The organism is Cerasibacillus sp., assembly GCF_036516575.1.
Taxonomy (GTDB): domain Bacteria; phylum Bacillota; class Bacilli; order Bacillales; family Amphibacillaceae; genus Cerasibacillus.
This window is the reverse complement of the sequence record NZ_DATBTY010000031.1, coordinates 26,251-44,856: the sequence shown is the minus strand read 5'-3', so window position 1 is coordinate 44,856 and position 18,606 is coordinate 26,251. Positions and strand designations below refer to the sequence as shown.

20 protein-coding genes and 1 pseudogene are annotated in these 18,606 nt (G+C 34.6%); 5 read left to right on the top strand and 16 right to left on the bottom strand.

Annotated features, from left to right (window positions below):
* Positions 1-33 precede the first annotated feature (33 nt).
* The 3 genes from VIG73_RS05415 to VIG73_RS05405 form a co-directional block, all read right to left on the bottom strand.
* Positions 34-1,215 (bottom strand): hypothetical protein, encoded by a 1,182-nt coding sequence (locus VIG73_RS05415; protein WP_331639745.1) that lies wholly within the window; start codon positions 1,213-1,215, stop codon positions 34-36.
* Positions 1,216-1,276: 61 nt separating this feature from the next.
* On the bottom strand, positions 1,277-1,948 hold the full coding sequence (locus VIG73_RS05410; RefSeq protein ID WP_414648372.1) for a YiiX/YebB-like N1pC/P60 family cysteine hydrolase: 672 nt from the start codon (positions 1,946-1,948) through the stop codon (positions 1,277-1,279).
* A 173-nt stretch (positions 1,949-2,121) separates the two neighbouring features.
* On the bottom strand, positions 2,122-2,676 hold the full coding sequence (locus tag VIG73_RS05405) for an O-acetyl-ADP-ribose deacetylase (protein ID WP_331639740.1): 555 nt from the start codon (positions 2,674-2,676) through the stop codon (positions 2,122-2,124).
* A gap of 174 nt (positions 2,677-2,850) precedes the next feature.
* Here VIG73_RS05405 and VIG73_RS05400 point away from each other — a divergent pair, with 174 nt between their 5' ends.
* A complete protein-coding gene (locus VIG73_RS05400) occupies positions 2,851-3,360 on the top strand; it encodes a hypothetical protein (RefSeq protein WP_331639738.1) in 510 nt (169 codons plus the stop codon).
* 95 nt (positions 3,361-3,455) lie between these two features.
* Here VIG73_RS05400 and VIG73_RS05395 read toward each other — a convergent pair whose 3' ends face one another.
* Positions 3,456-3,866 (bottom strand): type II toxin-antitoxin system VapC family toxin, encoded by a 411-nt coding sequence (locus VIG73_RS05395; protein ID WP_331639736.1) that lies wholly within the window; start codon positions 3,864-3,866, stop codon positions 3,456-3,458.
* A complete protein-coding gene (locus tag VIG73_RS05390) occupies positions 3,853-4,119 on the bottom strand; it encodes a ribbon-helix-helix protein, CopG family (RefSeq protein ID WP_331639734.1) in 267 nt (88 codons plus the stop codon). Before VIG73_RS05390 ends, VIG73_RS05395 begins: the two co-directional genes overlap by 14 nt.
* A 215-nt stretch (positions 4,120-4,334) precedes the next feature.
* On the opposite strand from VIG73_RS05390, the gene VIG73_RS05385 reads away from it, so the two are divergent.
* From VIG73_RS05385 to VIG73_RS05375, 3 genes are read left to right on the top strand one after another with little or no spacing between them, the layout of a single operon-like run.
* Positions 4,335-4,919, top strand: coding sequence for a sigma-70 family RNA polymerase sigma factor (locus VIG73_RS05385; protein ID WP_331639731.1), 585 nt, complete (start codon positions 4,335-4,337; stop codon positions 4,917-4,919).
* On the top strand, positions 4,876-5,196 hold the full coding sequence (locus tag VIG73_RS05380; RefSeq protein ID WP_331639729.1) for a hypothetical protein: 321 nt from the start codon (positions 4,876-4,878) through the stop codon (positions 5,194-5,196). Before VIG73_RS05385 ends, VIG73_RS05380 begins: the two co-directional genes overlap by 44 nt.
* Positions 5,186-7,423: a hypothetical protein gene (locus VIG73_RS05375; RefSeq protein WP_331639727.1), complete on the top strand. Its 2,238-nt coding sequence runs from the start codon at positions 5,186-5,188 to the stop codon at positions 7,421-7,423. Before VIG73_RS05380 ends, VIG73_RS05375 begins: the two co-directional genes overlap by 11 nt.
* A gap of 156 nt (positions 7,424-7,579) precedes the next feature.
* On the opposite strand, the pseudogene VIG73_RS05370 reads toward VIG73_RS05375, so the two are convergent.
* The 8 genes and pseudogenes from VIG73_RS05370 to VIG73_RS05335 form a co-directional block, all read right to left on the bottom strand.
* A pseudogene (locus VIG73_RS05370) lies at positions 7,580-8,149 on the bottom strand (Uma2 family endonuclease).
* A 67-nt stretch (positions 8,150-8,216) separates the two neighbouring features.
* On the bottom strand, positions 8,217-9,059 hold the full coding sequence (locus VIG73_RS05365; RefSeq protein WP_331639725.1) for a hypothetical protein: 843 nt from the start codon (positions 9,057-9,059) through the stop codon (positions 8,217-8,219).
* A 293-nt stretch (positions 9,060-9,352) separates the two neighbouring features.
* Entirely contained in the window at positions 9,353-9,913 is a 561-nt protein-coding gene (locus tag VIG73_RS05360) for an AAA family ATPase (RefSeq protein WP_331639723.1), read from the bottom strand.
* Positions 9,914-10,337: 424 nt separating this feature from the next.
* On the bottom strand, positions 10,338-11,099 hold the full coding sequence (locus VIG73_RS05355) for an AAA family ATPase (RefSeq protein WP_331639721.1): 762 nt from the start codon (positions 11,097-11,099) through the stop codon (positions 10,338-10,340).
* Positions 11,100-11,116: 17 nt separating this feature from the next.
* Positions 11,117-11,455, bottom strand: a complete 339-nt coding sequence (locus VIG73_RS05350) for a DEAD/DEAH box helicase family protein (protein ID WP_331639718.1) — start codon at positions 11,453-11,455, stop codon at positions 11,117-11,119.
* 305 nt (positions 11,456-11,760) lie between these two features.
* Positions 11,761-13,335: a Vga family ABC-F type ribosomal protection protein gene (locus tag VIG73_RS05345; RefSeq protein ID WP_331639716.1), complete on the bottom strand. Its 1,575-nt coding sequence runs from the start codon at positions 13,333-13,335 to the stop codon at positions 11,761-11,763.
* 819 nt (positions 13,336-14,154) lie between these two features.
* Positions 14,155-14,301: a hypothetical protein gene (locus tag VIG73_RS05340; protein ID WP_331639714.1), complete on the bottom strand. Its 147-nt coding sequence runs from the start codon at positions 14,299-14,301 to the stop codon at positions 14,155-14,157.
* A gap of 67 nt (positions 14,302-14,368) precedes the next feature.
* A complete protein-coding gene (locus VIG73_RS05335; RefSeq protein ID WP_331639712.1) occupies positions 14,369-14,620 on the bottom strand; it encodes a hypothetical protein in 252 nt (83 codons plus the stop codon).
* 302 nt (positions 14,621-14,922) lie between these two features.
* Here VIG73_RS05335 and VIG73_RS05330 point away from each other — a divergent pair, with 302 nt between their 5' ends.
* Entirely contained in the window at positions 14,923-15,963 is a 1,041-nt protein-coding gene (locus VIG73_RS05330) for a M14 family zinc carboxypeptidase (protein ID WP_331639710.1), read from the top strand.
* Between the two features lie 392 nt (positions 15,964-16,355).
* Here the strand turns inward: VIG73_RS05330 and VIG73_RS05325 are convergent, their stop codons facing one another.
* From VIG73_RS05325 to VIG73_RS05315, 3 genes are all read right to left on the bottom strand, one after another.
* Complete coding sequence (locus VIG73_RS05325) at positions 16,356-16,925, bottom strand: Uma2 family endonuclease (RefSeq protein WP_331639708.1); 570 nt, start codon at positions 16,923-16,925, stop codon at positions 16,356-16,358.
* Between the two features lie 117 nt (positions 16,926-17,042).
* Entirely contained in the window at positions 17,043-17,555 is a 513-nt protein-coding gene (locus VIG73_RS05320; protein WP_331639705.1) for a GNAT family N-acetyltransferase, read from the bottom strand.
* A gap of 293 nt (positions 17,556-17,848) precedes the next feature.
* Positions 17,849-18,589, bottom strand: coding sequence for a hypothetical protein (locus tag VIG73_RS05315; RefSeq protein WP_331639703.1), 741 nt, complete (start codon positions 18,587-18,589; stop codon positions 17,849-17,851).
* Positions 18,590-18,606: the final 17 nt, after the last annotated feature.

Here is an 18,606-nt window from a genome sequence, read left to right as displayed (position 1 = left end):
CTTTTTTCACTATATTTTACGGTCTCGATTCGGTTATTTTATAAAAGCGATATCATAAGCGTATACTTGATGATGTTTATTTAAAAATTCATCTAACCCTTCAATTTCATATGTCTGAGTTTTTTCTCGTGTTAAGAGGTCATATATGACAATAGCTGATTGCTCAAAAACTTCATCCTTTTCATTAAGATGGCTGTAATAAAGAAATAATTGCTCATCTTTCCAATCAACTTTAACAAAACTTGCCGGATTTATATTTTCCTCAATGTTAAAATTTTTTTCGATTTGCTCTGTCTTTAATGCCATTGTGTAAATATTCCCTTTTCCATCTATCGCATATAATAAATCATCATGAATATGAATGCTTTTACGTCCATAAGGTAAATAGTCTTGTTCTAGCTCACTATTTGTTGCAAATAAGTCATGATATGTGACCGTTTTCTTGGTAAGGTCGATATCTCCTATTTTAAAATAGGATTGATCTTGTTCATGAAATAAAGTCATATAATACAAATGATGATCATGATAGATTAAATGGCTTAAAGGATACGCATCAGCCTCATTCCAGGATATAATTTGTTTTGTTTCAGCCTTGTCGGATAATGTTACTTGATGGAGCGTAAAATCAACGGACATCTTTTCATCACTTAATGGATTGGCTGCAATCAGATAAATGTCATCACTATGTACACCTCTCGTATCAATATAAAATGGCAACGTATCTTGTTTCAATTCATTCCCCTGTTCCCAGTAAATATCGGACTGATATTCTGAACTGCCATCGGGAATACCTGTATTGAAAATCGAGAAAAATGTATCGTCTTCTTTAGCTGCGACAAAATCTCCAGTATACTGTTTTTTGTTGCGTTTTACTTTTGTAAGCCCCGATGAATTAGAAACAATATAATCATGTGACTCATCTTGAAAAAAGACCGCACCAACATCATCAGAATAAGTAATGCTCCCTAATTCCAACCCTTTTGTTTGATATGGATAAATGGTGCCCTCTTCGTCAACAAAAACGACAAACCCTTTTCCCGGTGTCGTGTCCATTGTTGTTGAATAATACAAGACAGCTAACTTATCTTCTAAAAAATTTGGATCATCTAACTGTTCATCTGTCAGTATTTGTGTTGTAGGATTTTTCGTCATAACCCAACCAAACAAACTGATACATAAAATAACACCAATAAGAAGCAACCACGTTTTTCTCATGTAAAAACCCCTTTAATTAGCAAACTTGTTATGGTCAAAGGACCATAACAAGTTTAGAGATTTATTGAATAACTAAATACGTTTCTACATAACTAGAATCGCGAATATCTTTCGGATAAACACCTGCACCTTTATTGTAATCAATATCAATGCCAGCATTTAAAAGGTAAGCACTCCATAATAGTTTAGAGCAGTTTTTTGCTCCGTAGTGACCTGTGTGGCGGTTCGTAGCAAAGTTATAAGAGTATGGGTCGCCTACACGACTCTTTGCCCAATTAGCAGCCGCGTCACGATTTGTTTGTGTTGTCTTTACTTTTTGCATGACCGCGTTTTTCTCGACATTTCTATCATTATAGCGAATCATTCTTACACCCGTTGATGGGAGAGATTCGACGACATAATAACGATTGTAATAGATGCCGTTGTGACCATGCGGAACCCCTAGAGTCGTAGAAGGTGTGTAATAAATATCGCCATTTCTTTCAGACGGCTTTAATTTATAGTTCCCAGAACTTCCACCTGCTAGTTGATTTCTTTCTTTCTCATCTTGAGCAATTTGATCCTCTAATTCTTTTAAAATCATGTCAGCTGCTTCAGTAATCGTTAGCCCTTCTTCTTTTGCAAATATTGTCACTGATTCTTTCACTTCCTCAATCGACACACCTTGTTGAAGGTGTGCAATTTTAGAAAAAACATCATTCTCGGAAAATGCCGCACTTGCACTGACTGTCATCGTTCCTGATAAACATGTGAAAATCACAATTAACAATAAGCCTATTCGTTTCACTTGATACGCCTCCTCTTTTTAAATTTTTATGAGTTTTATTAAATGTTTATTCTGTTAATTATATATATGACAAGATTTTACGTGATGGGTTGACTAATGACTCAAGTTTCTCATGTTTTTTACTGACCAATGCTATTTCCATATGCATGAATATAAGCATCATAATCCTCTTCGGAAAATAACGTCATGATCACTTGTCCAAATAGATGACTTTTCAAGAAATCAATAATCGTTCTCATTGCAATGGTGGCAGCTAATTCGATTGGAAAACGATAAGCGCCTGTTGATATTGATGGAAATGCAATGCTTGTCAGTTCTTTATCCAAAGCAAGTTGTAATGAATTTCGATAACACTTCGCAAGCAATTCATCTTGATTTGACTTACTTTGACTCCAGATTGGACCTACTGTATGGATCACATATTTAGCTGGTAAGTCGTATCCTTTTGTTATCACAACTTCACCTGTTGGTAAATATTTACCATTTAACTGATGTTCTCTAATCTGTTTACACTCTTTGAGTAACTCAGGACCAGCTACATTGTGAATCGCCCCATCAACACCCCCTCCCCCCATTAATGTTCCATTGGCTGCATTTACAATTGCGTCCGTTTTTTGTTTTGTCAAATCACCTGTCATCAAAATAAGTTCATTACCGTTTATTTCGACATGCATCGACCATTCTCCTTCCAAAATATTAATTTTCACACTATTTTTACGTCTATTAATATATTAGTTGAAGTAGTATCCTATTTCATAAAACATGATTGTAGCAAATCGGACAAGCATTGGGATAATATTGAAACCAACACGTTCAATTAATCGTACAAATCATATGGAGTGATGAACATGAACAATACCGTTTATATTTCAGATCATTTTCTCTCATCGGGCGAAACAGCTATTCGAGACGTCGAAAATAATGTCATTGGCTATTTAGATTTGAAAAGCATGTTTAAATCGGGCGTATCCGTATTAGATGTGAACAGGGCAACACTTGCTTCAGGGAAATTTAAGTTTTTTTCTAATCAATGGCTTGTTTTAAACGAAGTTGAGGAACAAATTGGTGTAGTTAAACAGAAATTCTTCTCTTTTTCAAAAAAGTATACGTATACAACATCAGGTGGAGACATATTTTATTTTACGTCACGTGCTTTCTCTAAAAACTTTCTTATCTTTGATGAACGTCACCAGGAAGTTGCTTCTTTTCAACGGACGAGTAGCTTTTTCTCAACACCAGCGTATAAAATTAACCATAACAATGATCACTTTACAACTGAAGAACTCATCATTATTGTCATGGGGATTAATGCGATCGAAAAGAGAAACCAATCAAATGCAGCTAATGCAGGACAGTAAAGATGTTTGATTATGGGTCATATTACCTAGGATTAAACTTAGATAAAAATCAAAAGGATAGGGATTGAAGACAAGCTTATTCCATTTAAAAAAATTCATATTCGAATAAGCTTGACTCCCATCACTTCAAAATGATAGTCAAACGCAAAAACCTTTTCGATGTTATGCTCTTTCATCAAAGCCACAGTCAATGCATCACAATACGAAATATCTTGGTCATTAAACTGCTGAAGTATTTGAAGTGTTTTTTCTCTAGTGGATGTCGTTACATTCGGAATGATAAATGGTGGACCAGTCAAGACCGTTTTAAGAAAATAATGCGCGATATAGAATCCTAGCCTATATCTTAATAGGGAATAAGTCTCCGTAATCACTGCTTCCGATATCATAAAATCATAGTTCTTTAACTTTGTCGATATATCACGCGCTTTATAATGATATTGATCTTTCACATGGTTTAACGCAATAAGTGCGCTCGTGTCTATAAAACATTTATTTCTTTTCACTTCCCTCATTCCTCCATAAATACTCGTCGTGTTTTTCAGCTAAATCTTCTACCGTATCTACTGAATGTTTTTCTGCTTCTTTTACCATGTCTAATAGGGGATTTTTTTGCTTTCTGATTTTTGTAGCATAATCCCGAATAGCTTCTCTTACAATTTCAGCTTCAGATGTCCCTTTATATTGTGCCAACTCTTTTAACATGTTGTCATCTTCTTCTGTTAAATGAAATTGTTTTCTTTTCATCGGCTTTTCCATATCAAACACCTCCTACACACTTATTTTATCAAAAGTGTGTAGGAGGTGCAATATAATGTAGTTACATTTATTGAATATTTAAATCGAAATACATTTCCACAATTAGCCATAATCGTTTTTTAATAGTATGATATTTTAAATTATCTTTTTTGCAACCTTTTTACGAACAGTTGCATCTAAGTATTAGACCCGTTTAGAGAGGGGGATGAGCTAGCTTGCATCTTGTCGACAGATTAAAAGAAAAAGACGAGCACGCATTAATCGAAGTTATGAACACTTACGGGGATTATTTGTTACGAACGGCGTATCTGTTAGTGAAAGATCATCATACAGCTGAAGAAGCAGTGCAAGATACGTTTATCACAGCATTTGAGAAAATTCATCAACTGGAAGATGAACAAAAATTAAAAAGCTGGCTTACCACCATCGTAATAAATCGCTGTCGTGCCCAAATGCGAAAATGGAGTTGGAAAAACATTTTTACGACTTATGATGTATTCGAACGCATCAAGGAAAATGAACCGGCTCAAAGTCCTGAAGATTTTATATTAAAGATGGCACAGAACGAAAAAATAAGTGATGCCATTCTTCAACTTGACTATAAATATCGTGAAGTCATTACATTGTTTTATTTTAACGACATGAAAATAAAAGAGATTGCTAGACATATTCAATCATATGAGAACACTGTGAAGTCTCGATTGAAACGAGCTCGAATACTTCTGAAACAAATAGTCATGAAGGGGGATGTTTTATATGACGAAGAAAACAACATCATTGAAAAACCAACTCAATCATGAATTAAAACATTTAACTTTCACGAAACATGCTGACGTTATTCGGCAAATTCGTCCGGTGACATGGAAACAAAAGATAACCGCTCTTTTAAATAAAGAAATCGAACTTTCCCTTTTACCGCTAGCAACAATCATTATGCTACTTTTTATCCCTGTTGGAATCTATACAACTATAACCGACAAACCAGCGACTGATTCGGATCAAGAACTTGTTAATATAAAGGGATATGTTTACTGGAAAGGTCAACTCGAAACGGTGGTGATGCGAAATGAAGATTAGAATGAAAGTGAAACATCTGTTATTTACAATCATCGGTATACTAATTACCATTCCACTCATCACATGGGTGATTAAACCACAGGTACATTATTATTGGACAAATAAACAGTTAGAACAAGGTAAAGCAATTGATAAATCAGACCTATTCAATTTACTTGATAGTCGTTACATCATGGACTCGCAAAAATGGGAAATGATTCAATCATATATGATTGAAAACGTTGTTGAATATGATTTATTTATTAGTCCTTCATTTAGCCATGTCAATCATATGGCAGGGTTAGTATTTACATTGGAAGAAAAGGTTCCTTACATTAAATGGTATATAAAGGATGGACCAATCAATGACTATTATACGTCTGCGATTAAATTACTCGTTCATTATTATGAAACAAATCATCAGTATGATAAAGCCGAACAATTACTAGATGATGCACTTCAGCATTTAGCTAAGCAAAAATATTTGGAGTATGATTGGCTAAATGAAGAATTACACTTAGAACAAGCACAACTAGCGATTAATCAAAAAAAATATTCGGAAGCTATCGCTATATTACAGAACTTGACAGACGATGTTGATGATTATTATTTACAAGCAAAAATAGACCAAAAAAGAATAGAAATGTTACAACAGCAAGGGAAATTAAAGGAAGCTTATAAAGATGCGAAAGAAGCACTCACTGATTATGAAGCAGATCAAATAAGTGCGAATGAGGTCATAGACGGTCTAACAGATGTTCATGAAGAACTTTTAGCTATTCAAACAAACATAAAAAATGCGCTTAAACATGAAAATCACAAACTTTCTAAGATAAAAGGTAGAATTTTACGCAGTGATGGCAAGCCTTTGGCAAATGTCGGTGTGTATCTTAAATCTGAACACAATGCTCACAAAAGTGTTTCAAGCTCCGAACCATTTCAGATAAAAACAGATGCAAAGGGTTATTTTGAATTTAACAATGTATTACCTGGGAGTTACCAAATTGCTTTAGGATTAATGTTTGATCAAATCGACGGATGGACATGGTCTGTTGAGATGGATGATTGGATTGATGTTAGTGGCCATGCTGACATTCATTATCCTATTACCTTCCATCCATTACTCAATATCGAATCACCAGTAAATGAGGAAGAGATAACAGATAACCACATTGATTTTTCATGGGAAAAAGTAGAAGGAGCTGCTTATTATAATTTAAGCCTTGGAATTGAAACTCGTTCTGGTGCGACGATAAGTAACGTATTTAAAACCCATATTAAAAATCATAAAGTAAAAGTCCCTGTTGATGATCTCTATATACATGGTTTCGGCATCTCTTTTTCAGGGGATGATTTGGAAACAGCTGATACCGAATCATTATTAGCGTTCACTCATACAGATAATCGTTTTTTCTGGTATGTCGAAGCATATGATAAAGATGGAAACTTATTCACGCAGAGTAATGGATATCGCCTCGATAAAGAAAATCTCGGCAACCTCCCTTTCTTTTACTTGAAAGAACGTCAAATGACAAAAGCTGATCAATTACTATTAGATAAGAAGTTTCATGAAGCATTAACAGCATATAAAACGAATTACGAAAAGAATCATGATGATTTACACAGTTTATTGATGATTACTAGAATATTTGATGCGATGTCAACCGTTCAAAATGAAACAGAAGATGAAGAAGTGATTCCATATTTCATCGCATTAGCAGAAAAAACTGATTCACGACGTGCACAATATAGATTAATCGAATATTATTACGATAAACAGAACTGGAACGAACTTCACAAGTGGTTTGAGCGATATGCTGCTTCTAACGACCATCACCTTGATGCCTACGACCAGTCCCTCTACGCAAGTGGCTTAATGAAACAAGGGAAAATGGAAGAAGCTAATAAGCAATTTAAAAAAGCTATCGCCAAGGATAATAGCCACCGTTCCGTTGGGCATTGGCTAGCGGTTATCTTATATAAGGAAGATTCTTTCCAACGTGCATTAAAGATAGCAAAAACATACCCTGAACGTTCCTATGGCGAGGGGGACCCTGTCCCTGACTGGTATAGTCTCATTAAGAAAATGGAAAGAGAGCATACTTCCTATCCCAATTATCATCAGGAATTGAAAAAAGCACTTGATTTGTTCTTTCAAAATAAGGACGGAGAATTAACAAGATGGTTGAAAACAACGGATTATAAAACATTAAAAACATTTATTGAAGCCGTCATAGACGTGGATTAATATATTTGGAAAGCCTTAGGGCATATGTTCATACCTTGAGGATCGTATTGTATCACTTCGAAACATTTGTAAAGGGTTAAAATTATTTACAACAATTGAGCGGAGAAAAAACTTTCTTTTTCTCCGCTTATTTTTTTCAACAATGAATCTTCTATTTCACTGGAAATCCGGAATATTTTCCATCACTTTTTCCATCGTAAAGGAAACACAAGGAATATGTGGCGATGTCATTTGTTCGTCATTTTGAAACACATTATTTATCTCATAGTGATCCTCTGCTAAAACATATTGTTCTAATGCAGCTAAATGTGGATCAACAATCCAGTATTCCGGAATACCAAAATGGGCATATGTTCTTAATTTATCTACTCAATCACGTTTCAAAGTAGAAGGGGACACGATTTCTATAACGAGGTCCGGTACTCCTTCGATTCCACGATTCGTTATAATATCTATCCTTTTACGAATAACTAAGACGATATCTGGTTGCCGGACCTCCACAGAAGATAAGATGACATCAATTGGAGCATACAAAATAATGTAGTCTAATTTACAATTTAATGAAAGCTGCTCATATAATTCTGAGCTGACTAGCTGATGCAAAGTTGACGGTGAAGCACTCATCAATTCTAGTTGGCCTTGGACTAATTCATAACGGTCCTCCCCGTCAAGAGCAGCATAGTCATCATATGTTAATTGATTTTCTTTTATAGTATCTGTTTTCATTTCATCTTTCTTATTCATTCGAGCCCTCTCCTCCGTTTAACTCCTCTCTAGCCATACCACCCAAATACTAACGGCGCTTTATGAAAAATTTTTTTGCTTTTTCCGGATAAAAACCTTCTGTTAGTAACCATTTCCAAGAGAATTCGTGAGTTCTTCGACCAATTATTCCCTCTAAAAGCATCCCCTTATCAATGAGATGACAAGGCATGTCTATAATCCGATAATTCAGGTCAGTCTGGATTTCTCTAACGATTATCGTCTTTTCATATTTCTTTACCACTTGAAAACAACCCTCTCGTTTTTCCGGAAAATCTTGATCTATTTGATCGATCTGCTCAACTATTTTTTGAACATCAAAATCATCATTAAAAATATCCAGAAAATGAACGGAAAAGAAATGCTTTAATAATCGTTCGCATGTAACTAGTTCAATTTTTGCTTCATCATAAAACAGATCGACATATTGGGTACAAGATGTTTTTTTCTCCTTGTCCAACCAATGGACGAACTCTTTTAATTGTGATAGAAATACCGTGGATTGCTGCTGCGTTCTGGAGATTTTCATATAGAGAGGAAAATAAACAAAGATGAATTCTTCCCAAAATAAGCTTTGACACTCATCCCATGATGTTAATTCGACATCTTCTAGGTAATCGGTAAAATAACTGGACATCACTTTCAAAAACTCTGTTCCTTTTTCGTTATTGCCAATTTTACGTTTGTATGACGTGAGTTCATCACCATAAAATTGTAATAAACCTCGAAAGCGCATATCAAATTGAGAACCGATTGCGAGCTTCTCTAAGATTTCATTTCTTTCTTCATCATTGGCAAATTCATGTTTCCACATCGTTACTTGCGTTTGCCCATCACGAAATATTTGCTTTTGATAAGGCATTTGCTGACGCAAACATATCACTTCCTTTACTTTAAAATTCTCTCAACACACTAGGGAATATTGTAAAAAACTAGAGAGGAAAATTGAGGAGTGATTTAATTATATCATAAGTCGAACAATTGTGACAAGGAAATAATTAATGAATAATTCAGTTATCTCTTTGGGATAAGATAACACCTAAATAAGCGCAAAAAAAGCAAATAGAGGCGGACTCTACTTACTTTCTCATAACTGTACTAAAATCTTCCGTATTACTGAATCCTTTATTTGAATCAGCCAGAATATAATCGGCATCTAATCACTCATCATTCCTGAGCAAGCGTGATAATTTTTCGAATAACGGAATCGATTTCCTTATTATCTTTGATGACAAATAAGTAATCTGCCTCACCTTCAACAGGATCTGTCACATCCTCCTTTAAGGAATCAGCTTGTTGTCGCATAAGCACCTCTTCAAAACTAGATGCGACTCTAAAGATATCGGTACGACGTTGACTATTTATAACTCGGTTATAGAGTATTTGATTTGGAATATCGAAATGGACAAGAATGCGCGTAAATTTACGTTTATGAAACAACCGTTCTAGCAAATATGTTCGTCCTTTTTGACTCCGATTTGAGTTACAGATGATAAGATGAAAATTTGTATGCTCAATTGCATAATTAACAATTAGTTGAGAGATAGCGTGTTTAAGTGTATTAGGTCCTTGTTTTGGCTGTAATTTTTTGTAATAGTTGTTTATGAACAAAGCATGATTATCTTGATCCATTATTAGAGAGTTTTCTAATGACTTTTCTAAAGCATGAGCAAATGTTGTTTTCCCACTATGTGTTTTACCAACCGTAATAATAGCTAGTCTTTTCATATTCACAACACCTTTTATTGTTTTTCTTTACTGAACATTTTACATTATTAAGGAATCAAATGATAGAATGAATATGATACTTAAAATAATGGTGGTAATAATAATGGAAAACACATTTATTCATTCAACACATGGAGCATTTTTGGATAACATGACCCAAATGAGAAAAACCAGCACCTACAATGTTAAATAGTATATTTCTATCTTTTAATACTTTGAAATACATACATATCTACCCCCATTTACAATTTTAGGAGGTGAAATATCTATATTCTCCATGAATCTTGCTAAATTATTTCCCAATAATAAATAGGGTTAGCTATATATGCATAAAAATAAGAGAAATCTTAGTGATTTCCCCTTTATTGTCAATATGAATGCGTTCGTCTTCTCCACAAGCTTCGATTAGTCCGAATAACTAAATTCATTCTTCTTGAAACAAATGATGCAACATCCGATCTTTATCATTAAAAAATTGCTTTATCATTTGATAATGGCCTGTTTCCTCTAACTTTTGTTCCGTCATACCATTCTCTGTCAACTCGATGATTTTAGCATGTGGATAAGCCATTATAATCGGCGAATGTGTCGAGATAATAAACTGTGAACCATGATTGACAAGTTCATGTATTCGAGCCAGCATAGACATTTGCCGTAATGGAGACAGCGCTGCTTCTGGTTCGTCTAAAATATATATTCCCTTTCCCGCGAATCGATGGATAAATGTTGCGAAGAATGCCTCTCCATGTGATTGCTTATGCAATGATTTACCACCAAAACGATCAATCACTCTTGCCCCTGAGCTAGGTTGTGCATCCAATTCTTCAATATTGGTTGCCAAGTTATAGTATGTTTCCGCTCTAAAAAAGAATCCGTCTTTAGGTAAATATACACCTTTAGCCACACGCAAATATTCATCAAGGATGGAGTGCGAATCATAACTAAAAAAGTTAAAATTCCGTGTCCCTCCTTCAGGGTTAAAACCTAATGCAACAGCAATACCTTCCAACAATGTCGACTTCCCCATTCCATTTTCTCCAACTATATATGTGACATTTGGGTGTAACTGAAGCTTTTGAAATGTCTTAATGACTGGCAAATTAAATGGAAATTGATGATTTGATGGAATCTCATCTTTTTTCAAATCAATACTTTTAATATATTGTGTATCGGGATTAAGCATCATCTTAGGACACCTCGTTTTTACTTTATGGAGTGTGCTATCTCATTAAAGAGCACATTCCCTACCAATCCTTGATACATTGTAACTGTCAAAAAAGCTGGATGTCGCAAATCTACCGAAATCCAATCGGGCTTTTCTTCTCGTTGAAGAAATAAATGTGTAAACCGTTCAACCCATTGATTCCGTATCGCTAAAGACGAGGCAATAATACGTGTCGGTTTATTCAGACGTAACATCACTTCTAAACCGAGAACCGTTTTTCCCGATCCTGGTGGAGCGACTAGGTGTAGATGATTATTTTCTAAATGATGATCTAAATGTTCTAAAACATCTCGTTGATAACTTCTCCAAGGAAACAAAATGCAATTCCCTTTGGAAACTGTTCCATACTATCACCAGCTTCGTCACTCTTTTCTTTCGTCTATCATACATAATCTAGGATAGGCATTCAAATAATTTCTCAATTCTTTATACTTTTAAATGCAATTGATATATAATTTCTTTCCCATCGAATTAAATTCATTTAATAGACTATTGTTCTCGTATATCTGTTAAAAATCACGTAAATACAATGTCATATAATTTATGACCCTTGGGTGGATTCGTATACTATTGGAACGGCCAATACGATATAAATCCACCCCTCTTTATTTTAAAAACAAGTTTATTTTTCAGATTCTAGTTTACTTTTTTCAGCCAACAGCTGTTGAAACTCCTTTTCCAATTCTTCATTTGGTTCTATGCTTAGGCGACTTAGCACTTCTGTTATCTTTGTTTCAAGAACAAGTCGCTTTTCATCCTTTGTCGTACGACATTTTTGTTGCTTATGTTCCTGAAATTGGCTATACGTTCCTTTAAAAATATCAATTTTCTTATTGTCAATCATTAAGATTCTTGTAGCAATATTTTCAATAAAGCGACGGTCATGAGAAACAAAAATGACGGTTCCTGTATACTCTATTAATAGAGATTCCAACGCTTCCATGGCATCGATATCAAGATAATTTGTCGGTTCATCTAAAACCAATGTATTCACGTCACTTAATAATATTTTTGCTAGAGCAACTTTGACTCGTTCACCACCGCTTAAAACACTAATATTTTTATAAACATCATCTCTAAAAAAATGCAGTCTAGCAAGAACTATTCGTATAAACGTCTCATTATGTCTAGAGGTGGAACGAACATTTTCGAGAATCGATTGACTTGCATCTAAAACATTTAAATTTTGGCTGAAATAGCCAATTTCTACTGATGGAGAAATATGAATGCCTTCATCTTGATTAATAATTTTTTTGACAAGCGTCGTTTTCCCACTACCGTTTGGCCCGATAATGGCTAGCTTATCACCACCGTGTACATGAAAATTTGTTTTATCCCAAAGTACACGATCACCAATAACACCTGATACCTCTTGAAAACGAACAATTACTTTATCTTTAAAAGTATCTTCGTTAGGCAAATCCATTTTAAGTGGTGGGGTTTCTTTTACCTTTTCCACCTTTTCTAATTTCTCTAATCGTGTTTCAATTGCTTTTGCTGTCTTTTGTAACTTCTTTTGTTTCTTAGCAAAATATGGTTTGGCTCCTGTTATCTTCGCTTCTGATTGACTTATTCTTTTAGGAGTTTTTGTCGCTCGTTCAGCCTTTTTTTCTTTCAACCTTAAAGCATCTTCTAATTGTCTTTTCTTTTGCTGATATGTTTCATAAGCTAATTCCTGTTGCCGAATTTCTAATTCCTTTTGTTCTGTGAAATCACTATAATCCCCTTTATACTCTTTTAATTGAGCATCATCAATTTCCCAAATCGTAGTACAAAGAGCATCTAAAAATTCCCGGTCATGTGAAACAATGACAAAAGCGCCTTGCCAACCAGCTAATTTTTTCTCTAACCATTCAATATGTTCTGTATCAAGATTAGTCGTTGGTTCATCCGCTAATAAAACTTCTGGTGCTTTAATAAAAGCCTTTGTAATATAGTCTTGTGTTACTTCACCGCCACTTTTCATCGTGTCTGTTCTTTTGATTTGTGGTAAAAGCCCACATTGTGTATAATGAATAACTTTCCCTGTTTCAGGTGATAATCTCCCAGCTAATATATTTAAAAGAGTTGTTTTTCCACTCCCATTACGGCCAACTAAGCCAATACGGTCATTTTTGTATATTTGAATGTTATCGATATCTAGAATTAAACGATCTTTTATATAATGCTTGATGTTTTGTGCTTCTATAAAAATCATCCAACCATCCCCTTTTCCGTTTTTTCAGGGGACAAAAAATGCCCCCTATCTCGTCAGAATAGGAGGCATAAATATAGGCAGCCAATAAAAATAGATATAACCACATATTCACAGAAACAATCCTCTACCACTGGAAAATATTCCACCCGGACGGTCTCCTTTGAAATGTAACTTAAGAAATATCTAATCCTATTCTGAAAATCTGATTGAAGACAGCACAAAAAAACATAAGAATTTCTCTTATTAAGTCATGTCTTCAATTAAATGTTCACGTCAATAGGATTAGTACTTCATTGTCGTTGGCTCACCCTTCCAGTCTTTTCAGTTAATTTCACTTTAAACGAAACGAGAACAACTGTCAACTTCTACTAGTGGAAATAAGTATCTTCTCCATTTGTCCTAGCAAGACATCACCCTACATCCTTCGATAAGGTTAACGGATACCTTCTTAATTGAACACCATGCACAGGCATCCTGTATAAAATTTCAGTTCGAAGATGTTTCACTAATTTAGAACAATGCTCTGTTTCACTACGATATTCTTTAATTGACACTCCAGATGTAACATAATTCAAATCACATCCTAACAGCGACTGAATTTCCTCAATAACAGTAGACGCTTTTAAAGAATTGACAATCACACGTTCAATTTGTTTTAAGTTTTTTTCTTGAAGTTTTTGTTACTTTCATTAAGTATTCAGGAAGGGGGCCGTTAAAGGATGAACTTCTATTTAATATAGCATTAAGTGTAGTGGCTTGATACGATGTGAAGTGTGATTCCAAATCTTCCTTTTCAATAAGTCGTTTTTCATTAGAAGTTTAAAATTCATGATCTAAATACCATTCCAAAATAGTCGCTGCCGCTACACAACGTAAAGCGACTTTCTTTATATTTGTTAATCGAAAACTGTCCTGAACATTTAATGCAATGAGAGAAAATTTTTGAGCAAAACGTAGTTCTTTCATAATTAGCCCCCCCCCAGAACTTTAACGTCTTTCTTTTTAGTGTTTTCTTGAACAAGATCAGTTACATTTACTCTCTACTTTCCACTTTATTTGCGATAAAGTAAGCAATTGTAGCGGAGAAAAGTCCAAACAATAAGCTATACGAAAAGGAACTTCCTGGAATACCAGTCATCCACACTTCTGGTGGCAATAAAATACTTTGATCCCACGCACCTGTTACGTCTGGAGCGAACATAAAAGTGATAAAAAATCCAAGTGTAAATTCAAATAACAAAAATAACACGACGAAACCAATAGCAAAGGTGAGATATTTTTTCATTATTAATCAATCCTCCTACTATTTGCTACGATCGATTTCACCTAAAGGTTTCATTTAAACCTGAATGTTTAACACTTATTATCAAATGGAAATCTGATAGTTCAAAGGCTTAGCCAAAACCAAGTTTTACTCTAAAAATATTTAGTTCCAAACTACAGTTCTTTTCTCCTATTTTAACTGCAAAAAAGAATATTATCACAGGTATTTTGACTCATTTTTAAAATTAAAAAAGGAAAATCACAACTAGACGAAGAAATATATTAAATATCGAATTCTATTATAAAACTTAGGAGGAATAACATATGAGAAAAAAACTATTAACTGTTACACTTACAGGAGCTATGGTATTAGGAACATCATTTCTATCTTCACCAATAGTAAATGCAGTGGGGAATGGTCCAAACTATGGAGGAAATGAAAGCGTTAACACATCAATTATTACCACATATGAAGAAATGGTTAACTTCTTACATAAACAAGAAGCAAAGCAAAATCATATGGAACTTGAAGTCATTGGTCAATCAGTAAAAGGCCGTGATATCTACCTTGTAAAATATATGAAAAATCCAGAAAACCCAACCATTCTTTATTTGACACAGCAACACGGAAATGAAGTATTGAATACAGAAGGTGCATTGGAGTTTATTAAGCATCTTGGAACTGGTAAAACAAAAGGTGTTCTGGACAATGTTAACGTTCTTATTGTGCCAAGATTGAATCCTGACGGTGCAGCGGGAGATGTTGATTTTCCGTTAGATGATTATGTTGGTGATGGAGACTATCACCTAACACGCTATAATGCAAATGGTGTCGATTTAAATCGTGATCATGTTAACCGATTAGAACCTGAAACAAAAGCATTACATGACAATGTGCTTAGTGCATATGATATCGATTATATGATTGACTTGCATCATCAAGGACCGAATAGTGAACGAGATGGAGAACTCGTCTCTGGTTCTATTCTATACCCTACAACAAGTAATGTAGATCCAGACGTTTTATTAAAATCTAAACAGTTAGGTGCTGTCGTCTTTGAAGCAATTGATGCAAAAGGCTGGGGACATCTCGGTAAATATAACGGAGGTTCAGCTGAAACAATTAGTCGTAATGGAATTGCCGTTGAATATGGCATTTCTACACTTTTATTCGAGATGCGTGGCATGGCCGATCATTTCAATGAAAATTATGTATTAGGTCAAAAAAGCAATGGATATCTAATTAAACAAACCGTAACAACACTTGATGCAACAACACGAGCAATAGCAGATGGATCTATCACCAGTAAAGATATATCTTTCTGGGACACACTAGAATTCCAAAAGCCTCGTCGTTCTGAGTAAGCATGTAAAATAAGCCAACTGGATTTTCTCCTGTTGGCTTATTTAATTTTTTGTGTTGTTAGTAATTTCCTATATATTATTATCGTCTACTTTAAACACATCCATCTTTATTTAACAAATTTTTCAATCCATTTTACGAGGACATGTTTCACACACTTTACTCAAATGGCAATCGTGGTTTTTCATCTTCATATATAGAATACGTCCATCCACCATTCTCAACTTGTGAACATTTCTCATCCGCACAGGAAAAAAAGATACGTCTGCTGATCTGTTTGAACGCTGACTTCAAAATAGTAAGGAAATACATCACCTTTATTTTTATCAATATGGGGCTCCAACGCAATGAAATACTCCCCGTTCAATTATTCACTTAATCACATAATGCTAGGTCATGTGAACACATGATCCAAATTGATTTGCAAGTCTTTTAATATCGTCATATTTACATGATCTTCCTCTGTATATAAATCAGGTCGCCCATATTTTCCATTTGCTTGTAATGTAAAAACGCTTACTATTTTTTCTTGTGGTTCAACAATCCAGTACTCTTTAACTTGCGCTTTTTCGTATAGGTTAAATTTTTCTATCTTATCTACTCGAGCAGTTGAAGGAGAAATAACCTCTATAATCATATCTGGGCTGCCTTTACAGCCATGCTCATCTAATTTTTCTAAGTCACAAACAATGCTTAAATCAGGCTCCACCACATTTTTAATATCTTGTTTTTTCGCTTCACCAAAATCAAAAGTGACTGAGAATGGGGTAGGATATACTTTACAGTTTTTATCGAACAAAAAATTAGCAATCTGACGGTGCAACTCAGATAATACTTCTTGATGCAACCTTGAAGGCGCTGCTTGTATGTATAGAGTTCCATCGATAATTTCGATTTGACTATCCTCTGACCAAGATATATAGTCCTTATACGTATAATCTCGTTGGTCTTTCGGTAGTGACACATCCATCACCTCTTAAGAAGATGTTAGTTACCATTGTATCATTAAATTCTTATTTTTAATCGTATGATAATGGTTGCGGAGTTAGGATTGTCTAGCTTTTACTAATCTCTCAATAACTCAATTCCATTCTTCTTCTAAAATAGCATAATAATACTCGTCCCACCATTCGTTGCCATATGGGATACATTTCTTGAAATACCCTTCTCGTCTCATACCGATTTTCTCCATAACACGGTATGATGCAGGATTTTGCGGTTGACAAGTTGCTATTATGCGATGTAGCTTCATTTTCTTAAATCCGTATTCCAATATGGCTTGTGCTGCTTCTGAGGCATATCCTTTGTTATGATATTTAGGATTAAATACCCAGCCAATCTCATACGTATGTTCTCCAAAGTACTTATGAAAAGCAATATGTCCAATAAGTATATTCTTATCTTTTAAAATTACAGGAAAATGCTCGCGTTTTTCAAATCCATTTTCCCTTACAAATTTCCTAGCATCTTCTTCAGAAAAGACACCTTCAGGAATATATTTCATGACATGACGGTTCGAAGTGTACTCATAGACAGCTTGCCAATCATTTATTGCGAAGTTCCGTATTATTAATCTTTTCGTATTGATGTACATCATATCTCCTCACAAATAGTCAATTTTTTGGACAATAGTCCTTTGTCGATTAAGTTTCTTATCGATGATCTATTTTAGCATCCCAAGGATTTTTAATCTTGATTGGCTAACATGTCAACCACTTAAAAATAGGCTAACCTAGAATTGTTTGTCTGAAAGCCTAGGTTAGCCTGCACGATACTCTAAACATAGTCAGAGGCTACCTCACTATTACTTATTCATAATAATAGCGAATATTTCAATGTATTTCTACGTCATTTTTTAATTTTTAGTGGAAAAATAACAAGAAAGGTTTATCTAGATGATGTTTTTTCTTCAGAGATTATTTTTTCAATTTGCAATGCGACAGAAAATACGTGGATAAATGCTTCAAGCATACTGGAGTTTTGTAAGTATTTATCAAAGTGGTCGTACAGAGTGGCTGCAAGTGCTTCTCTTGCTTCAAAATCAAAGTGGTAAAAATCGATGATAGGAAAATAAAATCCATCGCCCATTGGAATTAATATTCCGACGGCAATTTCTCCTTCTTTAGGTGGGATGGCGGTAGGGTCATAGACATTTACCTCTAATAGCTCTTGAGTCAGTATGTCAATGACGACAAACAAGCGATCATTATATTTTTCTCCAACAAAGTAAAACTTAGGAACGGCTCTCTTCCAATCTCTTAACCATGATTTCAGTATTGGCTTACCCTTGAATTTCACTGGATTTTCCAAAATATATTCCTCAAAGACATTCAGACCGCCTTCTAAATGAGCTTGATAGAGTATTTGCCACCAAAACAAATTCAGTATTAACGTTTGCTCTTGATTATTACTAACACAATGGTCATCGATAATTTCTTGTAACATCGGTTCCGTGATAGGAAGATACTCATTGACTACCCCTTTACAAAAGTCGGTAAACACCTCAGCAATCATCTCATAAAGTAATTCATCTGTTACCGGCTGATTGGGTTGAAATTGCTTTTTAGTTGATACTGATTGAGCAAAGCCGATGACTGGATTATCCCTCGCTTTTTCGTTAGTTGACATATAATCAATCCTTTCTA

Coding starts and splice junctions, on each gene's coding strand:
- VIG73_RS05375 (WP_331639727.1), top strand. CDS start 5,186: ATGAAGATTAGAATGAAAGTGAAACATCTGTTATTTACAATCATCGGT.
- VIG73_RS05335 (WP_331639712.1), bottom strand. CDS start 14,620: ATGAAAAAATATCTCACCTTTGCTATTGGTTTCGTCGTGTTATTTTTG.
- VIG73_RS05400 (WP_331639738.1), top strand. CDS start 2,851: ATGAACAATACCGTTTATATTTCAGATCATTTTCTCTCATCGGGCGAA.
- VIG73_RS05380 (WP_331639729.1), top strand. CDS start 4,876: ATGACGAAGAAAACAACATCATTGAAAAACCAACTCAATCATGAATTA.
- VIG73_RS05360 (WP_331639723.1), bottom strand. CDS start 9,913: ATGAAAAGACTAGCTATTATTACGGTTGGTAAAACACATAGTGGGAAA.
- VIG73_RS05355 (WP_331639721.1), bottom strand. CDS start 11,099: ATGATGCTTAATCCCGATACACAATATATTAAAAGTATTGATTTGAAA.
- VIG73_RS05415 (WP_331639745.1), bottom strand. CDS start 1,215: ATGAGAAAAACGTGGTTGCTTCTTATTGGTGTTATTTTATGTATCAGT.
- VIG73_RS05320 (WP_331639705.1), bottom strand. CDS start 17,555: ATGTACATCAATACGAAAAGATTAATAATACGGAACTTCGCAATAAAT.
- VIG73_RS05405 (WP_331639740.1), bottom strand. CDS start 2,676: ATGCATGTCGAAATAAACGGTAATGAACTTATTTTGATGACAGGTGAT.
- VIG73_RS05410 (WP_414648372.1), bottom strand. CDS start 1,948: ATGACAGTCAGTGCAAGTGCGGCATTTTCCGAGAATGATGTTTTTTCT.
- VIG73_RS05330 (WP_331639710.1), top strand. CDS start 14,923: ATGAGAAAAAAACTATTAACTGTTACACTTACAGGAGCTATGGTATTA.
- VIG73_RS05345 (WP_331639716.1), bottom strand. CDS start 13,335: ATGATTTTTATAGAAGCACAAAACATCAAGCATTATATAAAAGATCGT.
- VIG73_RS05390 (WP_331639734.1), bottom strand. CDS start 4,119: ATGGAAAAGCCGATGAAAAGAAAACAATTTCATTTAACAGAAGAAGAT.
- VIG73_RS05315 (WP_331639703.1), bottom strand. CDS start 18,589: ATGTCAACTAACGAAAAAGCGAGGGATAATCCAGTCATCGGCTTTGCT.
- VIG73_RS05340 (WP_331639714.1), bottom strand. CDS start 14,301: ATGAAAGAACTACGTTTTGCTCAAAAATTTTCTCTCATTGCATTAAAT.